The organism is Prauserella endophytica (assembly GCF_005146945.1).
Classification (GTDB): domain Bacteria; phylum Actinomycetota; class Actinomycetes; order Mycobacteriales; family Pseudonocardiaceae; genus Prauserella_A; species Prauserella_A endophytica.
Window position 1 is genome coordinate 496,602 of record NZ_SWMS01000002.1, and the last position, 24,485, is coordinate 521,086.

The window sequence follows — 24,485 nt, forward strand, 5'->3', positions numbered from 1 at the left end:
GGCAAGGTTCCGGCGGGGGCGTTCGGCCGCGGTGACCGGTTCCGGCCACGCGGCGCCGGTGGTGGTGTGCCCCACCGTTCCGGCAAGGGACGTCACCTGATTCCCGGGGCTGTGGCTCACGTTGCCCGGCATGGAGCCGAAGCGTGTTGTTCGTCCCCCAAGGCTCGCGACCGGCGTGATCATCGTGTCGCACTCGCAGTCCTTCGCGGTCGACCTCACGGGCTTCCTGTTCGGCGACGTGCTGGCGGTCCGGGACCGGGACCTCGGCTTCCTCGCCGCCGCGCTGGCCGTCGCCGCGGTGGTGTCCGCGCTCGGTTACCGCGCGTTCGTGGCGCTCACCTTCGACGCCCGCAGAGCGCACACGCTGGGGCTGTACCCGCGCCTCGCCCACGCGGCGCTGCTGGGTCTGCTCACGCTCGCGATCGTCGCGTCGTTCCACGTCGTCGGCACGCTGCTGGTCTTCGGACTGCTCATCGCGCCGCCCGCCGCGGCAATGCTCTGGGCGAGCCGCATCCCGCTGATCATGCTCGGCGCCGCGGTGCTCGGCTGCGTCGCGACCGGGGCCGGGCTGCTCGTCTCGTGGCACTGGGGCACCGCGGCCGGAGCCACGATCGCCGCGGTCGCCGTGGCCCTGTTCTTCCTGTCCGCACTGGCCGCTCGCGTGCGGGAGCGCGCGAGCCGCACCACTACTGAAGAGGGGATCCCGCAGTCATCTTGAGGGCACACAACAAGGCCGCCGCACTGGCGCTGTCCGCAGGGCTGCTGCTGACCGCCTGCGGCGGCGATCCACGGCCGCGACAGGACGCCGAGGCCACACCGCACGGCTACGTGGAGGGAGCCGAGGAGGCCGCGGAGGCACAGTCCCGGCTCGTCCTCGCCGACGCGCGTGGCGGGGCGGTACGGGTACTGGATCTGATCACCGAGGAGGTCACCCGTCTCGACGACATACCCGCCGTGGAGGGCATCAGCACCGACGGCCGGTTCGCCTACCTTGCGGCAGGGGAGTCGACCCACGTCGTCGACAGCGGCGCCTGGATGGTCGACCACGGCGACCACGTGCACTACTACCGCGCCGACATCCGGGGCGCTGGCCGGATCGACGGCAACGCCGTCGCCGCGAACACCGACTCGGCCGTCACCGCCGTTGCGCTCGAGGACGGGACGACGGCGCTGCTGGACCGCCCCGCGCTGGAGGACGGGGACGTCCGCGCGCGGGAGCCGGTCGAGGGCATCGCCGTGCCCTACGGGCAGCGGCTGCTCGTCGCCACCGACGACGGCGTCACCGTCCGCGAGCGCCGCGGCGAGGGCGCCCGCGCGATCGGGGAGCCGTGCCCCGACCCGGAGGGCACGGCGGTGACGCGGCGCGGGGTCGTGTTCGGCTGCGCGGACGGTGCGCTGCTCGTGAGCGAGGACGATGGCGCGTTCACCGGCGCGAAGATCCCGTATCCCCAGTCCGTGCCGGACGCGGAGCGGGCCACCGAGTTCACCCACCGCCCGGGCAGCGCGACCCTCGCGGCGGCCGCGGGCCAGCGCGGCGTCTGGTCGCTGGACGTGTCGGAGCGGTCCTGGAGCCGGATCGAGACCGGACCCGTGGTGGCCGCGAACGCGGTCGGCGAGGGCGGGCCGCTGCTGACGCTCACGGCCGACGGCGTGCTGCACGCCTACGACTCCGCCACGGGAGAGCAGATCGCGAGCAGGTCGCTGCTGACGGCACCTATCGATGCCGGTGCGACGCCGGTGATCCAGGTCGACACCAGCCGCGCGTACGTCAACGATCCGGCTGGACGGCGGGTGTACGAAGTGGACTACAACGACGACCTGCGCGTCGCCCGGACCTTCGAGCTCGACATCGAGCCCGCGCATCTGGTGGAGACGGGCCGGTGAGGGCCCGGCTGTGTGCGGCCGCCGTCACGCTGCTGCTGGCGCTCTCCGGGTGCTCCGCGGCCGGGGACGACGGCGGCGGCGTGGTGGTGACGACCAACATCCTCGGCGACCTGACGCGCGCCGTCACCGGCGACGAGGTGCCCGTGACCGTCCTGATGCGACCGAACGCGGACCCGCACTCCTTCGCCATCTCGGCGCAGGAGGCCGCCCGCCTCGAACAGGCCGATCTGATCATCCACAACGGACTCGGCCTGGAGGAGGGTGTGCAGCGCAACGTCGACGCCGCTGTGGACGCCGGAGTGCCCGCACTGGCGGTCGGCGAGGAGGTGGAACCGATCCGCTACCGCGGTGACGAGCAGGACGGCAAGGCCGACCCGCATTTCTGGACGGATCCACGCCGGGTGCGCACCGCGGTGGAGGTGATCACCGACCGGCTCGTCCGGGAGGTCGACGGCATCGACGAGGCGACCGTCAGGGCCAACGCCGCAGCGTACCTCGAGCGCGTGGACGAGATCGACCGCTGGATGACGGAGCGGTTCGCGGCGATCCCGCCCGAGCGGCGCAAGCTCGTGACCAACCACCACGTGTTCGGCTACCTGGCGCAGCGGTACGACTTCGAGATCGTGGGCGCCGTGGTGCCCAGCGGCACCACGCTGGCCTCGCCGAGCGCGTCCGACCTCAGCGAACTCGCGTCCACTATCCGCTCCGCGGGGGTCGGTGCGATCTTCGCGGACTCCTCGCAGCCCGATCGGCTCGCCCGCGTCCTCGCCGACCAGGCCGGCGTGCACGTGCGCGTGCTGCCGCTGTTCTCCGAGTCGCTCAGCGAGCCCGGTGGGGGAGCACCGACCTATCTGGACATGATGCGCGCCAACACGAACACCATCGTCGACGGTCTCGGCCGGAACTGAGCAATCGCAAAAGAGAAATGGGAGTTACGATGAGAAACAGCCTGCGATATCGGCGGGTCGCCGGAGTGTCCACAGTGGCCGCTGCGGTGCTCGCGCTCGGCGCGTGCGGCACCGAGAACGAGCGGCCGGCCGGTCAGGAGGGCGGCGGCGCGCGCCAGGGACAGCCCGCCACCACGGTCGCCGATCCGGTGGTGGCGACCTACGACGGCGGGATCTACGTGCTCGACGGCAAGACCCTCGACGTCAAGGCGGAGCTCCCGCTGGAGGGCTTCAACCGCCTCAACCCGGCGGGTGACGACCGGCACGTGATGGTGTCCACCTCGGACGGTTTCCAGGTGCTGGACGCGGTGGGCGCGCAGCTGACCGACGTCACGTTCCCCGGCCCCGAGCCCGGGCACGTCGTCCGGCACGCGGGGCGCACGGTGCTCTTCTCCGACGGCACCGGCGAGGTCATCAGCTTCGACCCCGCGCAGTTGGGCGACGGCAAGCCGCAGACCGAGTCCTACACCACCGCGGAGCCGCACCACGGCGTCGCGATCGAGCTGGAGAACGGTGAGCTCGTGGTGACCCTCGGCAACGAGGAGGAGCGCACCGGCATCATGGTCCTCGACGCGCAGCGCGAGGAGATCGCTCGCAACGAGCAGTGCCCAGGCGTGCACGGCGAGGCCACGGCGCGGGGCGAGGCCGTGGTGATCGGCTGCGAGGACGGCGTGCTCGTGTACCGCGACGGCGAGATCACCAAGGTCGACAGCCCGACCGAGTACGGCCGGATCGGCAACCAGTCCGGCACGGACGCGTCGCCGATCGTGCTCGGTGACTACAAGCAGGACGAGGACGCCGAGCTGGAACGCCCGACGCAGGTCTCGCTCATCGACACCGAGACCGGGAAGCTGCGCCTGGTCGACCTCGGCACGAGCTACACCTTCCGCTCGCTGGCCAGGGGACCGCAGGGCGAGGCGCTGGTCCTCGGCACCGACGGCGCCATCCACGTCCTCGACCCGGTGCGCGCCGAGGTGGTGCGCACCATCCCGGTGATCGGGGAGTGGCAGGAACCGCTGGAGTGGCAGCAGCCGAGGCCGGCGATCTTCGTGCGCGGCGGTACGGCGTACGTGTCCGACCCCGGCGAGCGGCAGCTGCACGCCGTGGACCTGGCCACGGGCGAGAAGACGGCCACGGCGAAGCTGGAGGAGGCGCCGAACGAGCTGAGCGGGGTGCTGGCTCAGGCTCACTGACGGCCCGCGGCGCGGTGGGACGCCTCACCGCGCCGTGTGCTGTCCATAAGGGACAGCGCGCACGAGGGTCACCCGCACCGTGGCCCCACTGGGCACCGGGTAGGTCCGCGACTCGCCCTGCCTGGCCCCGGCCAGCGCGCGGCCGAGCGGCGACTCCGGCGAGTACACCTCGAGCCCGTCGGCGTCGCCGCCGTCGCGCACACCCAGCAGGAACGTCTCTGTGGCGGGGTCGTCGTCGAACCTGACGGTGAGCACCATGCCGGGTTCGGCCACGCCGTCGTCGGGCGGCGCCTCGCCAACGACGGCGCTGTGGAGAATCTCCTCCAGCTGGCGGATGCGGGCCTGCCTGCGCGGTTCGCCGAGGGTGTCGTCCTCGTCCGGATGGGCGGAGTGGCGGTGACGGCGGAGCTCGGCGAGCTCGTCCCGCAGCCGTTCGAAGGCGTCGGTGGTGAGCCAGGTGCGCTGGTGTGCGGTCATTGTGCGTCCTCGGGTCGTGCGTTGGTGGTCGGTGCGGGTGAGCCGCCTGAGCAGGGTGGCGTTGGCGTCCTCTGCGAAGCCGGTGGCGACGCGTTCGAGTACGTCGCGCTGGGTACGCAGCAGCGCGTTCTCGGCCCGGAGCCATTCCAGTTCGGCGCGTTCGCTCTCATCGATCGGTTCGTTGCTTGTCATCACCTGCTCCTCGGTTCAGCGCAGCGGGTCGAACTCGCGCAGCGCCTCCGGCTGTTTGCCCGCGGTGATCTGCTCGGCGAGGAGCCGTCCCGTCACCGGGCCCTGGGTGAGGCCCCACATGCCGTGTCCGCCCGCGACGTACACCCCCGGCGCCGCCGTCGCGCCGATCACCGGCAGGCTGTCGTGCGTCACGGGCCGAGGGCCGACCCACTCGTCCCGCCTCTCCTCCCACCGGACACCGGTGAGGAAGGGCCGCGCCGACGCGACGATCGCGTCGATCCGGGCCGGGTCCAGAGCGGCGTCCGGCCCGCGGAACTCCATCGTCCCGGCTACCCGGAGGCCGCCCTGGTACGGCGTGCAGGCGACGCGGGCCTCGGGCAGGTAGACGGGTCCGGGCACCGGCTCGTCGGTCGCGACGGTGAACGAGTAGCCGCGGCCGGCGCGCACGGGCACCCGGACCCCGAAGCGCCTCGTCAGCTTGTTCAGCCACGCCCCCGTGGCGAGCACGACGACCTGGGCGGACAGCGTTCCGGCAGACGCGGAGCGCACCGTCGCGGCGTGGCGATGGGGCCGGATGTCGACGACGTCGAAACCGCTGCGGATCACGCCGCCGCGCTCCCGGACCGAGTCCGCGAGGGCCGCGACGAACTCACCGGGGTCGACGTAACGCTGCCCGTCCACGCGAACGCCGGTTCCCGTGCGCTCCGACGCCTGCGGCAGCCATTCGCGCAGCTCGCCTTCGGTGAGTCCCCGGTAGGACAGCTCCTGGCCGACGTCCCGGAGGCGGGCCAGCTCGGCGAGCAGTCCCGCGGCATGTCCGGCCGACTCGAAGACCGCCGTGACCGGCGCCTGCGGGGTCGCTGCCCGCACGCCGCCCGCGATGAGCGTGTCGAAGGCCTCCAGGCATTCGGCGTTGAGCGCGAGGTTGGCCTGCGCCACCCGTTCCCAGGCGCGCCAGTTGCAGTGCGCGGCGAACCGCAGCAGGAACCGCCAGAGCCGTGGGTCGGGCGACGCGGGCACGTGCAGCGGGGCCGCGCGGTCGAACAGCGACCGCAGCCCGAAGCGCAGCACCCCCGGCTCGTTCAGCGGCAGGGCCAGGCCCGGGGCCAGCCAGCCCGCGTTGCCCCAGGACGCGCCGGCCGCGGGCCCGGCCCGGTCCACCACCGTGACGGCGACACCGCGCTCCTGAAGGAACCACGCGGTGGAGAGCCCGACCACGCCGGCGCCGACGACGAGCGCCGTGCGTGGTCCCTCAGAGCTCCGACCGACCTCACCCATGAGCACCTTCCCGGATCCGTGCGAACTCCACATCGCGAGGATGGGCGACCGGGACCGTTCGATGGTTGTCCGGAACGAACAAATATGCCGAAGCTCGTTGTCCCTTTCGGCCAGCGGTAGGCTCGTCGGAACTTTCGCGGTGGAGACGGGTCGGTAGATGGTCAGACTGGATCACCTGATCAACGTGCTGGGCGGCTACGGCATCCGGGTGGCGGGCCACGGACGTGGTCGCGACACCGAACTGCACAGCGTCGTCATGCACGACCCCACCGCGGCCGACCCCATGGTGGGCGACGTCCTGCTGGCGGTCGGCATCCCCGATGTCGCTCGCGCGGTCGAGCTGGCGATCGGCGGGCAGGCGAGGGCGGTGCTCGTCCGCACCGACGAGCGGCCGCCCGGCGACGTGCTCGGCACCGCCGACGCCCACGGGCTCTGCCTGCTGCTCGTCGACCCGCGGGTGTCCTGGAGCCAGGTGGCCGGGGTCGTCTACGGGCTCGTGCTCGAGGGTCGCGAGACCGAGTCCGGCCGGGGCCCGAGCGACCTGTTCGCCCTTGCCGACACCATCGCCGCGGCCGTGGGAGGGCCGGTCACCATCGAGGACCAGCTCTCCAGGGTGATGGCCTACTCCAGCGTGCAGAACGACGCCGACCCGGCGCGACTCGACACGATCCTGGGCAGGCGGGTGCCTGAGCCGGTGCGCGCCCTGTTCGAGCGGCGCGGCGTGTTCACCCACCTCGCGATCTCCGACGAGCCCTGCTACGTGGAGGCAGCACCCGAGCACGGGATGCGCGGGCGCACGGTCGTCGCCGTCCGAGCGGGCCGGGAACTGCTCGGTTCGCTGTGGGTCACGTGCGACGGGCCGCTCGATCCCGCGCGGGCACGGGCGCTCGCCGACGGAGCCCACACGGTGGCCTTGCACCTGCTCCGCTCGCGCGTGAGCGCGGACCTCGAACGGCAGGTCGAGTCGGAGCTGGTGATCCAGCTGCTGGAGGGCACCCCGGACGCGACCGCCGTGCTCGGCAAGCTCGGCCTGCCGCCTCGGCCGCTGCGGGTGATCGCGCTGCAGGCACACACCGGCGGCGAGCGGCACGCCGCCATCCTGCTCGCGTTCGAACGCGCGACCACCGGCTTCGGCTGGTCGCGTCCGGGGCGGACGACGCTGTTCGGCAACACCGTCTACACGCTGCTGCCATGCGACGAGGACCCCGGCGCCGCCCGCGACTGGCTGCGCGCTCTCGTGCACGGCCTGCCCGCCCACGTCACGCCGGCCGCGGGCATCGGCGCGCCCGCCGAGCCCGGCGAGATCCCGGCGAGCAGGCAGGAGGCCGACGAGAGCCTGGCCCTGCACACCACCCGGCCCGGCACCCCGGCGGTCTGCTACGACGAGTCGTGGGACGAGATCCTGCTGCAGCGCCTGCGCACGGCCGCCTCCTCGGGGCGCATCCCGTCCCGAGGGCCCGTGGTCGAGCTCGCCCGGCACGACGAGGCGAACGCGACGCGGTTCCTGACGACCCTGCGCGCCTGGCTGGAGGCGCAGGGCGACCTCAACACCGCCGCGGCGCGACTCGGCGTGCACCCGAACACCATTCGTTACCGCATGCGCAAGATGGCCGAGATCGTCAACCTGGAGCTGGAGGATCCCGGCAAGCGGCTGGCGATGCTGATCACGCTGGCCATCGGCGACCACGACGCGTGATCGCGGATACCGGACCCGCGCGACCGGCTTCGCGCGCCGGGCGGTTCGGCCGGCATCCGTCGCCGCAGTGGGAAGCCGGCTACACGCGGCGACGTGGCCCCGGCCGTGTCGCTCAGCCCGCACTCACCCGCCCGTCAGCTCCGCAGCGTTTCCACCACCGTCTTCGTGGCCTCCGCGAGGAGAGCGTTGTCCGGCTCGGCTTCCTGCTCCGCGCGGCTCGACATGATCGCGATCACGATCGGGGCGCGGTCGGGCGGCCACACGACGGCGATGTCGTTGCGCGTCCCGTAGCCACCGGTGCCGGTCTTGTCGCCGACCACCCAGCCATCCGGCACCCCGGCACGGACCAGCTCGTCGCCGGTGAGGTTGCGGCGGAGCATGTCGATGAGGATCGCTCGCTTGTCCGCGGTCAGCGCGTCGCCGAGTGCGTAGGCACGAAGTGTGGTGGCCAGTGCCCTGGGTGTGCTCGTGTCGCGGATGTCGCCGGGTGTGGCCTCGTTGAGCTCGGGCTCGAACCGGTCGACGTGCGTGGTCTGGTCGCCGACCTCGCGCAGCGCGGCCTGCAGGCCCTTCGGCCCACCGAGCTCACGCAGCAGCAGATTGCCGGCCGTGTTGTCGCTGTAGCGCACGGCGGCGTCCATGAGCTCCCGCAGCGGAAGGCCCGCGCCGGCGTGCTTTTCGGTGACGGGGGAGAAGGTCACCAGGTCGTCCACGGTGTAGGGCACCACCTCGTCCAGTTCGGCGATCGTGCGTTCGCTGAGCAGGGCCGCGGTGGCGAGCGCCTTGAACGTCGAGCAGTAGGCGAAGCGCGCGTCGGCGCGGTGGCTGATCTCCCGGCCGGTGCCGGTGTCCACGGCGTACACGCCGAGCCGCGCGTCGAACCGCTGCTCCAGCTCACCGAACTCGCGCTCGGCCGTCGCGGCCGTGCTCGCCTCGGCCGGGGCGGACGACGCCGAGGACTGGCGAGCCGGTGGCTCGCCACTGGCGGTGCAGGCGGTGAGTGCCAGCAGGGAGAGAGCGGCGGCCGCCGCGAGGCGGCGCGCGGACTGGATGGGCAAGGGTGGTCCTCTCGATCTTCCTGGTCGTGCCAGGCCAGTCTCACGACGTGCGGTGACCGCGTTCAAGACCGATCCGGGCGGCACTCATGCCGTGCCGGTATAGAGCCAGGTGCCGCCCGTTCGCCCGGCCGGCGAGCGGCGACGGAGGTGCCGGCCCCCAAGGCCACCTTTGTTGCGTTCAACGCAACGAAGGTGGCCTTGGGGAGCAATCAGCTCAGCGGCGAGCCTGCGCCGGGGAACTCGTCGAACACCAGCCACGTCCGGGTCGCCCGCACACCGTCCACGGCCTGGATCCGGCCGAGCACGACGTCTCGCAGGGTGGCGTTGTCGGGGGTGCGGACCAGCAGCAGCACGTCGACGTCGCCGCCCACCAGCGCGATGTGCTCGACGTAGGGGATCGCGCCCAGCGCGTCCTTCAGCGCCCGCCACGCCGTCTGCTCGACGGTGACCAGCACGTAGGCGCTCGTGCCGAGCCCGGCCAGCTGCGGATCGATCCGCGCGCCGAATCCGGTGATCACGCCGTCGCGAAGCAGCCGGTCCAGTCGTGAGTAGGCGTTGGCGCGCGAGATGGCCAGCCGTTCGGCCAGCGAGCGCACGGAGATACGGGCGTCGTCGGCCAGCACGTCCAGCATGGCGCGGTCGACGGCGTCGAGGGCGGCCGCCGTTCGTCCAGCGGGCAGGCCCTCGGGAGCACTGGTGTTGGACATCTGGTCGGGAAGCCCCTCTGTTGATGGCCGTTTGTCGCTGATTCTGGCAGATCGTTGAACATGCAGTGTGCCGGTGGGCAGCATTCTCGACACCGAGAACGACGGAAGGCGGTGTGCGATGGCTGCTCAGCCCCAGAACGTCACCGGTCTGCTGCCCGCGGGGGAGCCGGTCCGGTTCGTGGCCGAGGACGGTACCGCGGGCCCGCCGCCGCCCGGCTACACCGAGCCGTCGCCGGAGCGGCTGCGCGAGGCGTACCGGCGCATGGTGCTGGGCAGGCGGTTCGACACGCAGGCGACGGCTCTGACGAAGCAGGGCAGGCTGGCCGTGTACCCGTCGGCGGCGGGGCAGGAGGCGTGCCAGATCGCCGCGGCGCTCGCACTGCGCGACGACGACTGGCTGTTTCCGACCTACCGCGACTCGATGGCGCTCGTCGCCCGCGGCCTGGACCCCGTGCAGCTGATGGAACTGCTGCGCGGCACCTGGCACTGCGGCTACGACCCGCACGCCACCTTCACCGCACCGCAGTGCACCCCGCTCGCCACGCAGACGCTGCACGCGGCCGGACTCGCCGACGCCATCCGGCGACGCGGGGAGGAACGGGTGGTGCTGGCGCTCATCGGCGACGGCGGCACGAGCGAGGGTGACTTCCACGAGGCGCTGAACTTCGCCGCCGTCTTCCACGTGCCGGTGGTGTTCTTCGTGCAGAACAACGGGTTCGCGATCTCGGTGCCGCTCGCCAAGCAGACCAGGGCGCCCGCCCTCGCCTACAAGGGCGTCGGCTACGGCGTCGCCTCGGAACAGGTCGACGGCAACGACCTCGTCGCGGTGCTGTCGGTGCTCGACCACGCGGTCGCGCACGCCCGGCGCGGCGGCGGGCCGTTCCTCGTCGAGGCGCACACCTACCGGATGGACGCTCACACCAACGCCGACGACGCGACCCGCTACCGCGATGCGGCCGAGGTCGAGCGCTGGCGGGCTGCGGATCCGGTGCGGCGCCTGGAAACGCACCTGCGGGAGCGCGGCGTGCTGACCGAGGAGGACGTCGCCGCCGACGCGGCTGCCGCGGAGGAGTTCGCGGCCGGGTTCCGGGCCCGCATGAACGCCGAGCCCGAGGTCGATCCGCTCGGGCTGTTCGCGCACGTCTACGCCGAACCGACCCGCCAGCTGGCCGCGCAGCGCGAGACGTTGCGCGCCGAACTCGCCGCGCAGGAGGGATGACGTGGAGCAGCTCACGATGGCCCAGGCGCTCAACAGCGCGCTGCGGGACGCGCTCAAGGACGACGGCCGGGTGCTGGTGTCCGGCGAGGACGTCGGCCCGCTCGGCGGGGTGTTCCGGGTGACCGACGGGCTCACCCACGACTTCGGCGAGGACCGGTGCTTCGACACGCCGCTCGCGGAGTCCGGCATCGTCGGGCACGCGGTTGGGCTGGCCATGGGCGGCTTCCGGCCGGTGGTGGAGATGCAGTTCGACGCCTTCGCCTACCCGGCGTTCGAGCAGATCACCTCGCACGTGGCGAAGCTGCGCAACCGCACCCGTGGCCGGGTCGAGCTGCCCATGGTGATCCGCATCCCGTACGCGGGCGGGATCGGCGGGGTGGAGCACCACTGCGACTCCAGCGAGGTGTACTACACGCACACGCCCGGCCTGAGGGTGGTCACACCGGCTACGCCCCAGGATGCCTACGACCTGCTTCGCGACGCGATCGAGTCGCCGGATCCCGTGGTGTTCCTCGAACCGAAGTGCCGGTACTGGGCAAGGGAACCGGTGTCGTTCGACCGCACCGGAACCCCGTTCGACAGGGCGGCGATCCGGCGGCGGGGCACCGACATCACGCTGATCGCCTACGGCCCGATGGTGGCCACGGCGCTGGCGGCCGCCGAGGCCGCGGCCGAGGAGGGCAGGGACGTCGAGGTGGTCGACCTGCGCACGCTGTCCCCTGTGGACGACGAGACGATCGCCGAGTCGGTGCGGCGCACCGGCCGGGCCGTGGTGGTGCACGAGGCGGCTGGGTTCTGCGGCTACGGCGCGGAGATCGCCGCCAGGGTGAGCGAGCAGTGCTTCCACCACCTGGAGGCGCCGGTGCTGCGGGTGACCGGGTTCGACATCCCTTACGCGCCACCGAAACTCGAGTCCAGTCACCTGCCGAATGTCGACCGGATCCTCGATGCCATCGACCGGTTGCAGTGGGACGACCAGGTCACCCTCGCGGCCCAGGGGAGCGTGCGCGATGCCTGACTTCCTGTTGCCGGACCTCGGCGAGGGCCTGACGGAGGCGGAGATCGTGCGCTGGCTCGTGGACGTCGGCGAGGAGATCGGCATCGACCAGCCCGTGGTGGAGGTGGAGACCGCCAAGGCCGCCGTGGAGGTGCCGGCGCCGTTCGCGGGCGTGGTCACGGCCCGGCACGGCGAGGAGGGCCAGACGCTGGCCGTGGGTTCGCCGCTCATCACGGTGGAGCCCCAGCACACCGGGCTCGCCGAACCCGGCGTGGTGACCGCCGAGGAGGGCAGCGGAAACGTCCTGATCGGCTACGGCACGCCGAGCGCGCAGCCGCGACGGCGGCGTGGCGCGAGGGGCGCCGCGGTGCTGGACCGGCCTGCGCCGGGGCGGCCCGCCGTGATCTCCCCGCTGGTGCGCAGGCTCGCGCGGCAGAACGGGATCGACCTGGCCTCGGTAACCGGCAGCGGACCCGCCGGCGTCATCCGGAGGGCCGATGTCGAGGCGGTGCTCAACGAGCGAGCGGCCGAGGTGCCCGTGCCGAGGGAGAACGGGGACGAGCGCCGGATCCCGTTGCGGGGCCTGCGCAAGGCCGTCGCCGACAAGCTCAGCACCTCGCGCCGGGAGATCCCGGAGGCGACGGTCTGGGTGGATGCCGACGCCACGGAGCTGCTCGCCGCGAGGGCCGTGCTCAACGCGAAGGATCCCGGGCGGCCGGTGAGCCTGCTGGCGCTGCTGGCCAGGTTCACGGTCGCGGGCCTGCGCCGCTACCCGGAGCTGAACTCGCGCGTCGAGGGCGACGAGATCGTCGTGCTCGGCGCGGTGCACCTCGGGCTGGCGGCACAGACCGAACGCGGTCTCGTGGTGCCCGTAGTGCCCGACGCCGATCGGCTGAGCACCCGCGAGCTCGCCGAGGCGATCGGCGCGCGCACCACGGCCGCCAGGGAGGGCACGCTGAGCCCGGCCGAGCTCACCGGAGGCACCTTCACCGTGAACAACTACGGGGTGTTCGGTGTGGACGGTTCGGCCGCCATCATCAACCACCCCGAGGCCGCGATCCTCGGTATGGGCCGGGTCATCGAGCGGCCGTGGGTGACCGGTGGAGAGGTGGTGCCCCGCAAGGTCTGCCAGCTGACCCTCGCCTTCGACCACCGCGTGTGCGACGGGGGCACGGCCGGCGGGTTCCTGCGGTTCGTCGCCGACTGCGTCGAGTCGCCCGTGGCCGCGCTCGGAGACCTGTGAGCCGCGGGCCTCAGAGCCCGGAGCGGTAGTCCTCGAGCAACGCGCCGAGCCGCGCGACCATGAAGTCGTAGTAGGCGGCCATGTCCCTCAGCCTGCGTTGTTGCTGCTCGCTCAGCGCACGGCCCTGCCGCTCCGTGCGGTGGGCGAGCTCGCGCAGCCGCTCGGTCTGGTGGAGCTGGTGCTGCAGGCAGCCCGCCCACGCGTCCGGGCGCCATTCGTAGACGAAATGCCGCGTTCCCGGTGCCTTGAACCGGCGGACGACGCCGTTGGTGATGAGCAGCCGGGTCATCTCCGACACCGACCCCGCGCTGGCGCTGAGCTCGTCCTGCAGTTGCTGGACGGTCATCGGTTCCGCGCTGAGCAGCAGTACGGCCGCGGTCCGTCCGGCCATGGGAGGCCAGCCCATGGTCTGCCCGATGACGGTGGCGAAGTCCTCGGACAGCAGCTCGGCGGCGTCGGAGCGGGTGCTGGTGTCGGACACGCGAGCCTCGTTTCAGTCCAGATTGAGAATTCAGTATTGACTGAGAGTTGTTGCCGGGGTCATAGTACCGGACACCAGCGGCCGAATCCCGGTTGCCGTTGAGAATTCCCGGAGGTCCAGCATGACGAAGAACGGCTGGGACGTGATCGTGGTCGGCGCGGGCTCGTCCGGAGCACCGCTGGCCAGCAGGCTCGCGGCGACCGGGCGGCGGGTCCTGTTGCTGGAGGCGGGGCCCGACTGCCGCTCGGCCGAGCTGCCCGAGGTGTGGCGCTCGCCGAACCCGGTTCGCGCTCTGCTCGACCCGCTGGCTACCGAAAAGCTGGTGTGGCCCGATCTGCTGGCGACGAGGACGGACAAGCAGGACGCCGCGCTCTACTGGCGGGGCCGGGGGACCGGTGGCAGCTCGTCGATCAACGGTCAGATCGCGATCCGCCCGCCGATGGAGGACTTCACCGACTGGGTCAGCTGGGGTTGCGAGGGCTGGTCGCCGGAGGACGTGCTGCCGTACTTCAGCCGGTCCGAGCACGACGAGCAGTTCGGCGACGCCCCCTACCACGGCCGGGGCGGGCCCACGCCGATCCACCGGATGCCAAGGGAATCCTGGGGGTCGGTCGACACCGCGTTGCGCGGGGCCGCGCTCGCGGCCGGTCACGCCTGGGCCGAGGACGTCAACGCGCCGGGCGCGGTCGGCGTCTCCCCCTACCCGATCAACTCACGCGAGGGCAGGCGGGTCACCGTCAACGACGGCTACCTCGAGCCCGCGCGGGAACTGGCGAACCTGACCGTCCGGGGCGGCGCCCTCGTCGACCGCGTGCTGACCAGCGGCGGCCGGGCGGTCGGGGTGCGGTACCTGACCGAGGACGGCGCGGTGGAGGAACGGGCGGACCTGGTCGTGCTCAGCGCGGGTGCCGTGCACTCCCCGGCCGTGCTGCTGCGCTCCGGCATCGGGCCGGCGGACCAGCTGCGCTCACTGGACATCGACGTCGTCGCGGACCTCCCGGTGGGGCGAGGTCTGCAGGACCACCCCATGGTGGGCGTGGCGATCCCGCTGAACGAGGAGTCGGCCATCCGTACCGCGGACGACCGCCACACCAACGTCTGCGTCCGCTACACCAGCGACGCTCCGGACGCGCATCCGCTGGACATGATGTTCGTGTCCCTCAACCAGAACGTGCTGTCCATGGAGACAGCCGACCTGCGATTCGGCGCCGGTGCGTTCGGGGTGTGGGTCAACCAGGCGTTCTCGCGCGGAACGGTGAGCCTGACCTCGGCCGAGTGCACGGCTCAACCCGAGGTGCGCGAGGCGATGCTCTCCGACGAGCGCGACCTCGCGCGGCTGCGCGAAGGCATCCGAGCGCTGGTGGAGCTGGCGCGCGGCGACGCGGTGGCCGCGATCTCGGACGGGCCGGTCGACCGCGTCAACACCACGCTTCTGTCGGTCCTCGACGACAACGCCCGGCTCGACGACCACCTCCTGGCCACGGCCGCCGACGCGCAGCACGCAACCAGCACATGCCGCATGGGCGATCCGGACGACGCCAGGACCGTGGTCGATCCGGAATGCCGCGTCCTCGGCGTGGACGGGCTCCGGGTCGTCGACGCGTCGATCTTCCCTTCGGTCCCGCGCGCCAACACCAACCTCACCGCGATCATGGCGGGCGAGCTGATGGCCGACCGGATCGCGCGCGCATGACCACCACAACGCCCAGCTGCCAAGGAGATGAGCCCGTGACGATCCTGCGCAACCACATCGGCGGCCGGTGGGAGCCCTCGGCCACCGACGCGGCCGGCGACCTCGTGAACCCCGCGACCGGCGAGGTCATCGCGCACTGGCCGGCAGGCTGTGCCGCCGACGTCGACCGCGCGGTCGCGGCGGCCGCCGCCGCACAGCCGGCCTGGGCCGCGCTCACGCTCGAGGAGCGGCTCGGCAGGCTCGAGCGGGCGGCGGCCGCGGTCGCCGACCACGCCGGAGAACTCGCGGAGCTGCAGTGCCGCGAGATGGGCAAACCGGTTGCCCTCGGCACGACGTTCATCGAGTCCGGGGTCGCCGCCCTGCGGGGCGCGTGCGCCGAGGCACGCACGTACTCCTTCGACGTCACCACCGAACACGACGACGGCAGCGTCACGAGGGTTCTGCGCCACCCGCTCGGCGTCACCGCGCTCATCACACCATGGAACTTCCCGGTCCTCAATGTACTGATCGCCCTCGGACCGCTGCTCGCCGCGGGAAACACCGTGGTGCTCAAGCCTTCCGAGCGGTGCCCGCTGTCGGTGACCAGGCTCGTGGAGCTGCTCACCCTGCCGGACGGCGTGCTCAACCTGGTCCACGGCGACGGCCGCGCCGGCGCCCCGCTCGCCGCCCACCCCGGTGTCGAGCTGGTGCACTTCACCGGATCGGTCGCGGCGGGCAAGGAAGTCGGCGCGGCCGCGGGCCGGGGCCTGCACCGGGCGATCCTGGAGCTGGGCGGCAAGGACCCGGTGGTCGTGGACGCCGACGTGGACCCGGTCGCCACCGCGCAGGCCGTGGCGTTCGGCGCGTTCGTCAACTCCGGCCAGATCTGCACCTCGATGGAACGCATCTACGTGCACGCGGACGTCGCCGACGAGTTCGTGACCGCCCTCTGCGAGGCGGCGGCCACCTACACCACCGGCGACGGGCACGATGCCAAGACCGTCCTCGGCCCGCTCGTCGACGGGCGCCAGCGGGACATCGTGCACCGCCAGGTGACCGATGCGGTCGAACGCGGAGCGACCGTGCGCGTCGGCGGCGCTGTCCCTCCGGGACCGGGGTTCTTCTACCCCGCGACCGTGCTCACGGGTGTGGACGACTCCATGCTCGTGCTCCGGGAGGAGACGTTCGGGCCGATCGCGCCGGTTCAGGTCGTCGCCTCGTGGGAGGAGGCGGTGGAGAAGGCGAGCCGGTCGTCGTTCGGGCTCGCGGCGACCGTCTACACGCGCGACCCGGCGCACGTCGCCGAGGCCGCGGCGATCCCGGCCGCGGTGACATGGGTGAACGAATGGCAGGGCGGCGGTCCCGGGCGCGTCTACGAACCCGCTCGCGACAGCGGAATGGGGGCCACCGGTGCGCACGCGGCCTACGACGCCGCGACCCGCCCGGCGACCGTCCACGTGGCGGCGCCGTGACCGCACCGACGGCGCCGGGCGCCGCGAAGCGGGACATCGCCGCGCGGATCCGGGCGGCGGAGGAAGGTCTTCTCGCGCTCTCCCACCGCATTCACGCCCACCCCGAGCTCGCGTTCGAGGAGACGCTCGCGAGCGGTTGGGTCGCCGAGGCGTTGGCCCTCGGTGGTCTCACGGTCGAGCACGGGTGCTACGGCCTGCCCACGGCGGTACGCGCCACAGCCGGGTCCGGACCCTGCCACGTGGTCGTGTGCGCCGAGTACGACGCCCTGCCCGGGATGGGCCACGCGTGCGGCCACAACATCATCGCGGCCGCCGCGGTCGGGGCGGGGCTCGGCCTCGCTCCGGTGGCCGACGAGCTGGGGCTCACCGTCACCGTGCTGGGCACACCCGCCGAGGAGGGCGGCGGGGGCAAGGTGCTGATGCTCGAACGCGGCGCGTTCGACACGGCAGACGCCGTGATGATGGTGCACCCCGCCGCACAGGAGGCGGCGCGGTGGCGCGGATCGGCCGTCTCGGTGCTCGGCGTGACCTACCGGGGGCGTCCCGCGCACGCGGGCGCCCATCCCGAACAGGGGGTCAACGCCGCGGACGCGATGACCATCGCGCAGGTCGCCATCGGCCTGCTGCGCCAGCAGACGCGCGACGGCGACCGCGTACACGGCATCGTCACCGACGGCGGTGCGGCGGCCAACGTGATCCCGGAGCACACCACCGGCAACTGGATCGTCCGCTCGGGGAATGTCGCTGAGCTGGCCGCGCTCAAGAAACGGGTGCTCGCCTGCTTCGAGGCGGGCGCGGTGGGCTCCGGCTGCGAGCTGACGATCGAGCCCGCCTGTCCCGACTACGCCGAGGTCGTGCACGACGAGGCCATGGTGACGCTCTACCGGGCGAACGCCGAGGCGCTGGGCCGCCGCTTCCCGGCCGAGGGCACGTTCGCGGGTGCGGCGACGGACCTGGGCAACGTGTCGCATCGCGTCCCGGCGATCCATCCCATGCTGGGCCTCGACTGCCTGCCCGCGGTCAACCACCAGCCCGAGTTCGCCGCCGCGTGCGTCACCCCGGCGGCCGACCGCGCCGTTGTCGACGGAGCAATCGCGCTCGCCTGGACGGCCGCCGATGTCGCCGCGAGGTACCCCGCAACAAGATCGTGACCGGTTCGTGCGGTTCGCCCGTAAGGATGGGGTCGTCGCGCCTCCGCGCGAACGGGACCAACGAAGGGCGCGTTCATGGGAAGAAGGCTGTTCGCCGCCGGTGTCATGGCGATGGCGTTGACCGTCAGCGGGTGCGCTCAGGAGATCGGGGGCACGGCCGGTGGGGCCGACGACCGGGTGCAGAGCCTGGTCCGCGCGGCGGAGCAGAGCGCGGCCGAGTTCGAGTCGGCCAGGTTCTTCCTGAACATGGACGTGGGCGCGATGTCCATGACCGGCGAGGGTTCGGGGACCTTCGCCGGGAAGGACATCGCCATGGAGATGGTGGCCACCATGGACCTGACGTCCATGGGTGGCGAGTCGTACACCTACGAGCTGCGCATGCTCGGCGAGACCCTCTACCTGCGGATGCCACCGGAGCTGGCAGGTCCCGCGGGCCTGCCCACGGACAAGCCGTGGGTCTCGGCCTCGTACGAGGACTTCGTCGGGCTGCAGCTCGACATGGACCGGATGCTCGAGACGAGCGACCCCACCAAGCAGCTGGAGCTGCTCGCCGGCTCGGGTGAGATCCTCGACGTCGAGCACAACCAGAAGGTGGACGGGCGAGACACCACCAAGTACGTCATCGACGTCGACTACGAGCAGCTGCTGGAGCATCAGGGCATGGCCGCGGACCCGGCCCTGCTCCCCGAGGGCGTCGAGCTGGGCAGGGTGCCGGTCTCGGTGTGGATCGACGGCAGGGACCTGCCGTTGCTGATCGAGATGGACATGCGCGACGCCATCGCGCGGGTCGCCGGCGAGGAGGAGCCGGGGATGTTCGTGAGCGACGCGCTCCTCTCGATGAAGTACTACGACTGGGGCGCGCCGGTGTCCGTGGAGGAGCCACCCGCCGACCAGGTCGGGGCGCTGCCCGCGAAGTGAGCCGCTGAGCGCCTCACGCGTCGCCGTTCAGCTGATCGGCAAGGCTCCACAGCAGGGGCAGCCCGTCGTCGTCGCCGGAGTAGTCGTCCGGCTTCGCGTGGAGCGGTCCGACCGTCGCCTGCCAGCGCACGTTCGCGGGGTGATCACGGAGTGCGTGCCGCATCGCCTGGTAGTCCTCCACCTCGATGAGGTGGAAAAGGTGTGTCCCGTCGCGCCAGATCCTCCAGTCCTTGACACCGTTCTCGGCCAGCGCCGCGGCCACGTCGGCGGGGATGCTCTCGTGCACGGCCTCGTAGTCGGGCTCCGCGCCCGGCTTCAGCTCCGTGTGCAGGGCGATCTGGGGCATGCGAAGGTCCTCTCGGTTCAGGTGTGGGATTTCGGTTCACCCGTCGACGACCGCGCCACGAGCGTCGGCGTCAGCACCTCGCGTGACCCCGGCTCGTCGCGGTAACCGGACGCGATGCGCTCGGCCAGCCGGTCCACCGCCCGCTGCCCGATCCGCTCCGGATGAGCGTCCACTGTGGACAACGAAGGTGCGGTGAGCTCGCAGAACGAGACGTTGTCGAAGCCGATCACGGACAGCTCGCCCGGCACCTCGATGCCGCGCCTCGACGCCTCGGCGAGCACACCGACGGCGATCCAGTCCACGGCGGCGAACACCGCGGTGGGTCGTTCCTCCTCGGGCAGCTCCATGAGTGCCCGCACGGCTTCCCGGCCACGTTCCGGGTCGGGTAGGCGGTCGCCGCCCAGCAGCGGCAGCGGTTCGAGCCCGTGGGCGCGCAGCGCGTCGCGGTACCCTTCCGCGCGCTGGGCGAAGTCGAGCACGGTGAGCGGCCCGGGGATGTGCGCGATCCGCCGGTGCCCGAGCTTCACGAGGTGGTCCACCGCCAGCCGTGCGCCCTGCCGGTTGTCGATCACCACGGAGTCGATCTCCGGCGCGGCGATGTGCCGTCCGGCGAGCACCACGGGGATGCCGGCCCTGCGCAGCGCCTGCACCTCGGCGTCCTCGGCGTGCGCGCTCGTGACGATCACGCCGTCGGCGCCGCTTTTCAGCAGGCCCTGCAACAGCTCACGTTCACGCGGCTCGTCGTTGTCGGCGATGGCGAGCAGTGTCCCGAGCTGGTGCGGGGCGGCGGCACGCTCGATGCCCGCGAGGAGGTCCGCCTGGTAGGGGTTGGCGATCGAGGGGACCAGCACGCCGACGAACCGGGACCGGCCGCCGACGAGCGCGCGCGCCGAGCCGTTGGGCCGGTAGCCGAGCTCTGCCACGGCGCGTTCGATGCGCTCCCTGGCGTCGGCGGAGACGTACGGGGTGGACGTGAGGTACTTCGACACCGTCGACTTCGACACTCCCGCCCGCGCGGCCACGTCGCGGATGGTGACCGAATCCTTTGCCACGAAGGCCTCCAGACATCTCGCCCTTGACTCACCGATTGTACGCACGCATAGTGGACCGGTCCCCTAGGAAACCGTTCCACTATCGGTGAGGACACACTCTCCATGACGACAACGCAGTCGGATCCGTCGCTCCGCGCCACCGTGCTGACCGCGCCGGCGACGTTCTCCACGACCCCGGCCGAGTCGCCGAGACCCGGTGTCGGCGACGTGCTGGTCCGGGTCGCGGAGACCGGGCTCTGCGGCTCGGACGTGACGATGTACCTGGGCAGGCACCCCGTGAACCGGCCGCCGCTGACGCTCGGCCACGAGTTCCACGGCGAGCTGCTCAGCGCGGGGGAGGGCACCAGTGCGCGGCCCGGCGACGCCGTAGCCGTGTTCCCCGCGCTGAGCTGCGGCGAATGCGCGAGCTGCCGGCGGGGAGCCACGAACCTCTGCCCGGACATGGGCATCATCGGCGCACAGCGCCCCGGGGCCCTCGCCGGTGTGGTCACCGTGCCCGCCGCGAGCGTGCTGCCGATCGACCCCGCGACGCCCCCGGGGCTGCGCGTGCTCATCGAGCCGCTCGCCGTCGCGCTGCACGCCGTGAACAGGGCCGGGCCGGTCGCGGGGCGCAGGTGCGCGGTACTCGGCGCAGGCGCCATCGGCACGCTCGTCGCGCTCGTGCTGCGGCACCGCGGTGCCGAGGCGGTGCACCGGATCGACACCGACGGGCACAAGCTCTCGCTCGTCGACACCGGCATCGCGCGCCACGGGGACGGCCGCCCGCTCGCGGAGGTTCTCGGCGGCGAGCACGGCGAACTGGACGTGGTCCTCGACTGCGTCGGCTCGGCCGAGCTGGCGGGTCAGTCGCTCGGCGCCGTGCGTCCCGGCGGCACCGTGGTGCTGGTCGGCGTGCAGCACGGCGCGTTCTCGCTGGACGGCGTGGCCCTCCAGCGCGGCGAGCGGGCCGTGCTCGGTGTGCAGCTCTACGTCCTGGCCGACTTCACCGAGGCCATGCGGCTGCTCGCGGGCGAGCCCCTGTTCTCCGGCCTGCCGGAGTCGCTGATCCGCCGCAACGCGGTGGGCGACGTGGCCGAGGTCTTCGACCGACTGGCTCGCGGCGTGAGCACCCATCTCAAGGAAACGATCGTCTTCGCAGGAAAGGAGAACCCGTGCTGATCCGAGCCACAGTGGACGCCTGGAAACCCGCGGCGGAGGAACCGGCCGACCTCGTCGAGGAGGTCCGTGACCTCGCCTTGTTCATCCGGTGCGAGACCGTCCGCCTGATCGGCATCGCCAAGAGCGGCCACTTCACGAGCGTCTTCTCGTGCGCTGAGCTGCTCGCCGCGCTCTACTCCGGCGTCCTGCGCGTGAGCGAGGACCCGGCGTGGCCCGACCGCGACCGGCTGATCCTCTCCAAGGGCCACTGCGCCGTCGGTCTCTACCCGGTACTGGCCAATCTCGGCTACTTCCCGCACGACTGGCTCGACACCTACACCAGGGTCGGCAGCCCGCTCGGCGATCACCCCGACATGCGCAGGGTGCCCGGGACGGACTTCTCCTCCGGCTCGCTCGGCCACGGCCTGTCCATCGGCGCGGGTATGGCGCTCGGCAACCGCATGGCGGGCCGCGACGAGAGCCGCGTGTGGGTGCTGACCGGCGACCAGGAGCTCAACGAGGGACAGATCTGGGAGGCCGCGCAGGCGGCGAGCCACTACCGGCTGGGCAACCTCGTCGCCGTCGTCGACCGCAACCGGATGGGCCTGGACGGCACCACGGAGGAGGTGATGAGCGTCGAGCCGATCGCCGACCGGTTCCGCAGCTTCGGCTGGGAGGTCACCGAGATCGACGGGCACGACGCTAGGGGAGTGCTGTCGGCCTTCGCCGCCGTGGGCAGCGAACCCGAGGGCAGGCCGAAATGCGTCATCGCCAACACCCGCAAGGGGCGCGGCGTGCCGTACATGGACCTGTCCCGCACCTGGCACCTCGGCTACCTGGAGCCGGCCGACGCCGAGAAGACGCTGAGCCTGATCGAGAGGGTCTGACATGACGAGCGACATCACCGAACGCGCCTGGACCCCCGAGCAGGAAGGGTCCTGGGACCTGGCCACCTCCTACCGGCTGTGCGAGTCCTTCGTGGCCGGTCAGGTGCTCGCCGACCTCGCGGACCACGACGACCGGATCGCCGTGCTCACCGCGGACCTCAAGTTCTCCAACCGCACCCGCGACTTCGAGCTGCGCCATCCCGACCGGTTCGTCAACACCGGAATCTGCGAACAGAACATGGTCTCGATGGCCGCCGGTATGGCCACCTGCGGCTACATCCCGTACGTCGCCACGTTCGCGTCGTTCGTCGGGCTGCTGTGCGCGGAACAGATCCGCACCGACCTGGCCTACCCGAACGTGCCGGTGCGCGTCATCGCCCACCACACCGGCATCTCGCTCGGCTTCTACGGCACGAGCCATCACGCCACCGAGGACATCGGCATCACGCGCTCCATCGCCAACCTCACCGTCATCGGACCCGCCGACGCCGTGTCGCTCACCGAGGCGCTGCGTCAGACCGTGGACCTCGAAGGCCCGGTCTACTTCCGCATCGGCCGCGGCCGGGACGAGGACGTCTACGGCCGCACCGGAGCCGAGTTCGAGTTCGGCAGGCTCACGACACTGCGGGAGGGCGGTGACGCGGCGATCGTCGCGACAGGTGTGACGCTCGCGCCCGCCCTGCGCGCAGCGGAGGAGCTGGCCCGCGAGGGCGTGTCGGTGGCTGTGGTCGACGCCCACACGCTGCGCCCGTTCGACGCCGAGGGATTGTGTGAGCTGGCGTCGCGCGTGCCCAGGATCCTCGTCGCCGAGGAGCACAACGTCTACACCGGACTCGCCTCGGCCTGCGCCGACGCGCTGGTGGACGGCGGCGTGGGCGGCGTGAAGCTGCACCGCCTCGGCCTGCCCGTCGACGAGTACGCCCTGATCGGCCCGCCCACCCGGCTGTACGAGCACTACGAGCTCGACGCCGCCGGAATCGTCCGCCGGATGCGGAACCTGCTCGCGTGATCCCACCTCATGCCCGACCCTTTCAACGGAGAAAGGACTCGACATGCCCGACACCCCTGCTCCCGCCGGAACGGAACCTGCCGGCGAGGGCGTGACCGTAGCCGACGACCCGCCCCGCCGCCGCTACCTGCGCAAGGTGGCGCTCACCAGCTCCGCCGGTGCGATCGTGGAGTGGTACGACTTCTTCCTCTACGCGGCGGCCGCGTCGATCGTGTTCGACAAGCTGTTCTTCCCCTCCCTCGATCCCACCACCGGACTGCTGGCCTCGCTCGCGACCTACGCCGTCGGGTTCGTGAGCAGGCCGATCGGCGCGCTGCTGTTCGGCAACCTCGGTGACCGCGTCGGCCGCAAGTCCATGCTCGTGTGGACGATGGGCATCATGGGCGGCGGCACGTTCCTGATCGGGTGCCTGCCGACCTACGACGCGATCGGCGTGGCGGCGCCGATCCTGCTGATCCTGCTGCGCGTGGCGCAGGGCCTCGGCCTCGGCGGCGAGTACGGCGGCGCCGTGCTGATGGTGGTGGAGAACGCGCCCGACCGGCGCCGCGGGTACTACGGCAGTCTCGTGCAGATCGGCGTGCCCGCCGGCATCATCCTGTCCTCGGCGGCGATGGCCGTTGTGACCTCGCTTGACGAGCAGGCGCTGCTCTCGTGGGCGTGGCGGGTTCCGTTCCTGCTCAGCGCAGTGATCATCATCCCGGCCGTGGTCATCCGGTCACAACTGCACGAGACGCGGTTCTTCCGCGCGGCGCGGGACTCGGCCGCGAAGCAGCGGGCGCCGATGGCCGAGGTGGTGACGAAGTGGTGGGGCACGTCGCTGAAGGTGGTGGGCGCCAGGATCGCCGAGAGCGCCAACCTGTTCATCTTCGCGACCTTCCCGGCCACGTTCATCGGCAGTTTCACCGACATCCCGCACCCGGAGTCGGTGGTGCTCACCGGCTCACTCATCGGCGCCGTGCTGTCGCTGGCGCTGCTGCCCGCCTGCGCCACGCTGTCCGACCGGATCGGCCGCAAACCGGTGTACCTGGCCGGGGCCGCGGTGATGGCGGTGGACGGGTTGATCTTCTTCGAGCTGGTCAAGACCGGTAGCGCGCCGATGATCTGGCTTGGCACGATCATCGCCTACGTCGCGATGTCGCTCATGTACGGCCCGCAGGCGGCGTACTTCTCCGAGCTGTTCCCGACGAGCATCCGCTATTCCGGTGTCTCGCTCGGGCAGCAGTTCGGTGGCGTGCTCGGCGGCTCGCTCGCGCCGATCATCGTGGTGTCCCTGCTCGAGGTCGCGGGTGACGGGGTGTACTGGCCGGTGGTCGCCTACATCGTCGGGATCGCCGCGATCACGGCGTTGTCGGTGCTCCTGCTGCCGGAGACCCGGCGCCGGAAGCTCGGCTGAGATCCTTTCTCTCATTTCAAATATTGACATGCCGTTTCAACGAATCTAGCTTGGGTGACCGAAACCACAGTCTCGA

22 protein-coding genes and 1 pseudogene are annotated in these 24,485 nt (G+C 71.8%); 16 read left to right on the plus strand and 7 right to left on the minus strand.

Annotated elements, in window-relative coordinates; genetic code table 11:
- Positions 1-163: 163 nt before the first annotated feature.
- From FCN18_RS06235 to aztD, 4 genes and pseudogenes are all read left to right on the plus strand, one after another.
- Positions 164-718, plus strand: a pseudogene (locus tag FCN18_RS06235) (metal ABC transporter permease); the annotation flags it as partial.
- Entirely contained in the window at positions 715-1,884 is a 1,170-nt protein-coding gene (locus FCN18_RS06240; RefSeq protein WP_137093767.1) for a hypothetical protein, read from the plus strand. The pseudogene FCN18_RS06235 and the gene FCN18_RS06240, both read left to right, overlap by 4 nt.
- Positions 1,881-2,792 carry a zinc ABC transporter substrate-binding protein AztC gene (gene aztC, locus FCN18_RS06245; protein ID WP_112270101.1) on the plus strand — a complete coding sequence of 304 codons (912 nt, stop codon included), beginning with the start codon at positions 1,881-1,883 and terminating at the stop codon, positions 2,790-2,792. The genes FCN18_RS06240 and aztC overlap by 4 nt, the downstream gene beginning before the upstream one ends.
- 29 nt (positions 2,793-2,821) lie before the next feature.
- Positions 2,822-4,024 carry a zinc metallochaperone AztD gene (gene aztD, locus FCN18_RS06250; RefSeq protein ID WP_112270103.1) on the plus strand — a complete coding sequence of 401 codons (1,203 nt, stop codon included), beginning with the start codon at positions 2,822-2,824 and terminating at the stop codon, positions 4,022-4,024.
- Between the two features lie 24 nt (positions 4,025-4,048).
- Here the strand turns inward: aztD and FCN18_RS06255 are convergent, their stop codons facing one another.
- Both FCN18_RS06255 and FCN18_RS06260 read right to left on the minus strand, forming a co-directional pair.
- Entirely contained in the window at positions 4,049-4,693 is a 645-nt protein-coding gene (locus tag FCN18_RS06255; RefSeq protein WP_199543337.1) for a GreA/GreB family elongation factor, read from the minus strand.
- A gap of 15 nt (positions 4,694-4,708) precedes the next feature.
- A complete protein-coding gene (locus FCN18_RS06260; protein ID WP_137093768.1) occupies positions 4,709-5,971 on the minus strand; it encodes an NAD(P)/FAD-dependent oxidoreductase in 1,263 nt (420 codons plus the stop codon).
- A gap of 157 nt (positions 5,972-6,128) precedes the next feature.
- Here FCN18_RS06260 and FCN18_RS06265 point away from each other — a divergent pair, with 157 nt between their 5' ends.
- On the plus strand, positions 6,129-7,667 hold the full coding sequence (locus tag FCN18_RS06265; protein ID WP_113644376.1) for a PucR family transcriptional regulator: 1,539 nt from the start codon (positions 6,129-6,131) through the stop codon (positions 7,665-7,667).
- Between the two features lie 134 nt (positions 7,668-7,801).
- Here FCN18_RS06265 and bla read toward each other — a convergent pair whose 3' ends face one another.
- On the minus strand, positions 7,802-8,725 hold the full coding sequence (gene bla / locus FCN18_RS06270; RefSeq protein ID WP_137093769.1) for a class A beta-lactamase: 924 nt from the start codon (positions 8,723-8,725) through the stop codon (positions 7,802-7,804).
- Between the two features lie 209 nt (positions 8,726-8,934).
- Positions 8,935-9,432, minus strand: coding sequence for an Lrp/AsnC family transcriptional regulator (locus FCN18_RS06275; protein ID WP_137093771.1), 498 nt, complete (start codon positions 9,430-9,432; stop codon positions 8,935-8,937).
- Positions 9,433-9,550: 118 nt separating this feature from the next.
- On the opposite strand from FCN18_RS06275, the gene pdhA reads away from it, so the two are divergent.
- The 3 genes from pdhA to FCN18_RS06290 are packed head-to-tail and all read left to right on the plus strand — an operon-like array spanning position 9,551 to position 12,891.
- Positions 9,551-10,651 carry a pyruvate dehydrogenase (acetyl-transferring) E1 component subunit alpha gene (pdhA, locus tag FCN18_RS06280; protein WP_137093773.1) on the plus strand — a complete coding sequence of 367 codons (1,101 nt, stop codon included), beginning with the start codon at positions 9,551-9,553 and terminating at the stop codon, positions 10,649-10,651.
- Positions 10,652-10,667: 16 nt separating this feature from the next.
- Positions 10,668-11,669 carry an alpha-ketoacid dehydrogenase subunit beta gene (locus tag FCN18_RS06285; RefSeq protein WP_137093981.1) on the plus strand — a complete coding sequence of 334 codons (1,002 nt, stop codon included), beginning with the start codon at positions 10,668-10,670 and terminating at the stop codon, positions 11,667-11,669.
- A complete protein-coding gene (locus FCN18_RS06290) occupies positions 11,662-12,891 on the plus strand; it encodes a dihydrolipoamide acetyltransferase family protein (protein WP_137093775.1) in 1,230 nt (409 codons plus the stop codon). The genes FCN18_RS06285 and FCN18_RS06290 overlap by 8 nt, the downstream gene beginning before the upstream one ends.
- 10 nt (positions 12,892-12,901) lie before the next feature.
- On the opposite strand, the gene FCN18_RS06295 is transcribed toward FCN18_RS06290, so the two are convergent.
- Positions 12,902-13,372: a GbsR/MarR family transcriptional regulator gene (locus FCN18_RS06295; protein ID WP_137093778.1), complete on the minus strand. Its 471-nt coding sequence runs from the start codon at positions 13,370-13,372 to the stop codon at positions 12,902-12,904.
- A gap of 121 nt (positions 13,373-13,493) precedes the next feature.
- On the opposite strand from FCN18_RS06295, the gene FCN18_RS06300 reads away from it, so the two are divergent.
- The 4 genes from FCN18_RS06300 (at position 13,494) to FCN18_RS06315 (ending at position 18,585) form a co-directional block, all read left to right on the plus strand.
- The gene (locus FCN18_RS06300; RefSeq protein WP_137093780.1) at positions 13,494-15,065 is read left to right on the plus strand and encodes a GMC family oxidoreductase; all 1,572 of its coding nucleotides are present in this window, start codon (positions 13,494-13,496) and stop codon (positions 15,063-15,065) included.
- Between the two features lie 35 nt (positions 15,066-15,100).
- Positions 15,101-16,516: an aldehyde dehydrogenase family protein gene (locus FCN18_RS06305; protein ID WP_137093782.1), complete on the plus strand. Its 1,416-nt coding sequence runs from the start codon at positions 15,101-15,103 to the stop codon at positions 16,514-16,516.
- Positions 16,513-17,667 (plus strand): amidohydrolase, encoded by a 1,155-nt coding sequence (locus tag FCN18_RS06310; RefSeq protein WP_137093784.1) that lies wholly within the window; start codon positions 16,513-16,515, stop codon positions 17,665-17,667. Before FCN18_RS06305 ends, FCN18_RS06310 begins: the two co-directional genes overlap by 4 nt.
- Positions 17,668-17,742: 75 nt before the next feature.
- A complete protein-coding gene (locus FCN18_RS06315; protein WP_137093786.1) occupies positions 17,743-18,585 on the plus strand; it encodes a hypothetical protein in 843 nt (280 codons plus the stop codon).
- 13 nt (positions 18,586-18,598) lie between these two features.
- Here FCN18_RS06315 and FCN18_RS06320 read toward each other — a convergent pair whose 3' ends face one another.
- Both FCN18_RS06320 and FCN18_RS06325 read right to left on the minus strand, forming a co-directional pair.
- Positions 18,599-18,931: an L-rhamnose mutarotase gene (locus FCN18_RS06320; RefSeq protein WP_113644385.1), complete on the minus strand. Its 333-nt coding sequence runs from the start codon at positions 18,929-18,931 to the stop codon at positions 18,599-18,601.
- 17 nt (positions 18,932-18,948) lie between these two features.
- On the minus strand, positions 18,949-19,983 hold the full coding sequence (locus FCN18_RS06325; RefSeq protein ID WP_158303065.1) for a LacI family DNA-binding transcriptional regulator: 1,035 nt from the start codon (positions 19,981-19,983) through the stop codon (positions 18,949-18,951).
- Positions 19,984-20,085: 102 nt separating this feature from the next.
- Here FCN18_RS06325 and FCN18_RS06330 point away from each other — a divergent pair, with 102 nt between their 5' ends.
- Genes FCN18_RS06330 through FCN18_RS06345 form a run of 4 tightly spaced genes read left to right on the plus strand, consistent with a single transcriptional unit; the run spans position 20,086 to position 24,409 of the window.
- Positions 20,086-21,141 (plus strand): zinc-dependent alcohol dehydrogenase, encoded by a 1,056-nt coding sequence (locus tag FCN18_RS06330; protein WP_137093788.1) that lies wholly within the window; start codon positions 20,086-20,088, stop codon positions 21,139-21,141.
- Positions 21,135-22,007 (plus strand): transketolase, encoded by an 873-nt coding sequence (locus FCN18_RS06335; protein ID WP_228713690.1) that lies wholly within the window; start codon positions 21,135-21,137, stop codon positions 22,005-22,007. The genes FCN18_RS06330 and FCN18_RS06335 overlap by 7 nt, the downstream gene beginning before the upstream one ends.
- A 1-nt stretch (position 22,008) precedes the next feature.
- A complete protein-coding gene (locus tag FCN18_RS06340; RefSeq protein WP_137093790.1) occupies positions 22,009-23,016 on the plus strand; it encodes a transketolase family protein in 1,008 nt (335 codons plus the stop codon).
- A gap of 43 nt (positions 23,017-23,059) precedes the next feature.
- Positions 23,060-24,409: an MFS transporter gene (locus FCN18_RS06345; RefSeq protein WP_112270131.1), complete on the plus strand. Its 1,350-nt coding sequence runs from the start codon at positions 23,060-23,062 to the stop codon at positions 24,407-24,409.
- The last annotated feature ends 76 nt before the right edge of the window (positions 24,410-24,485 follow it).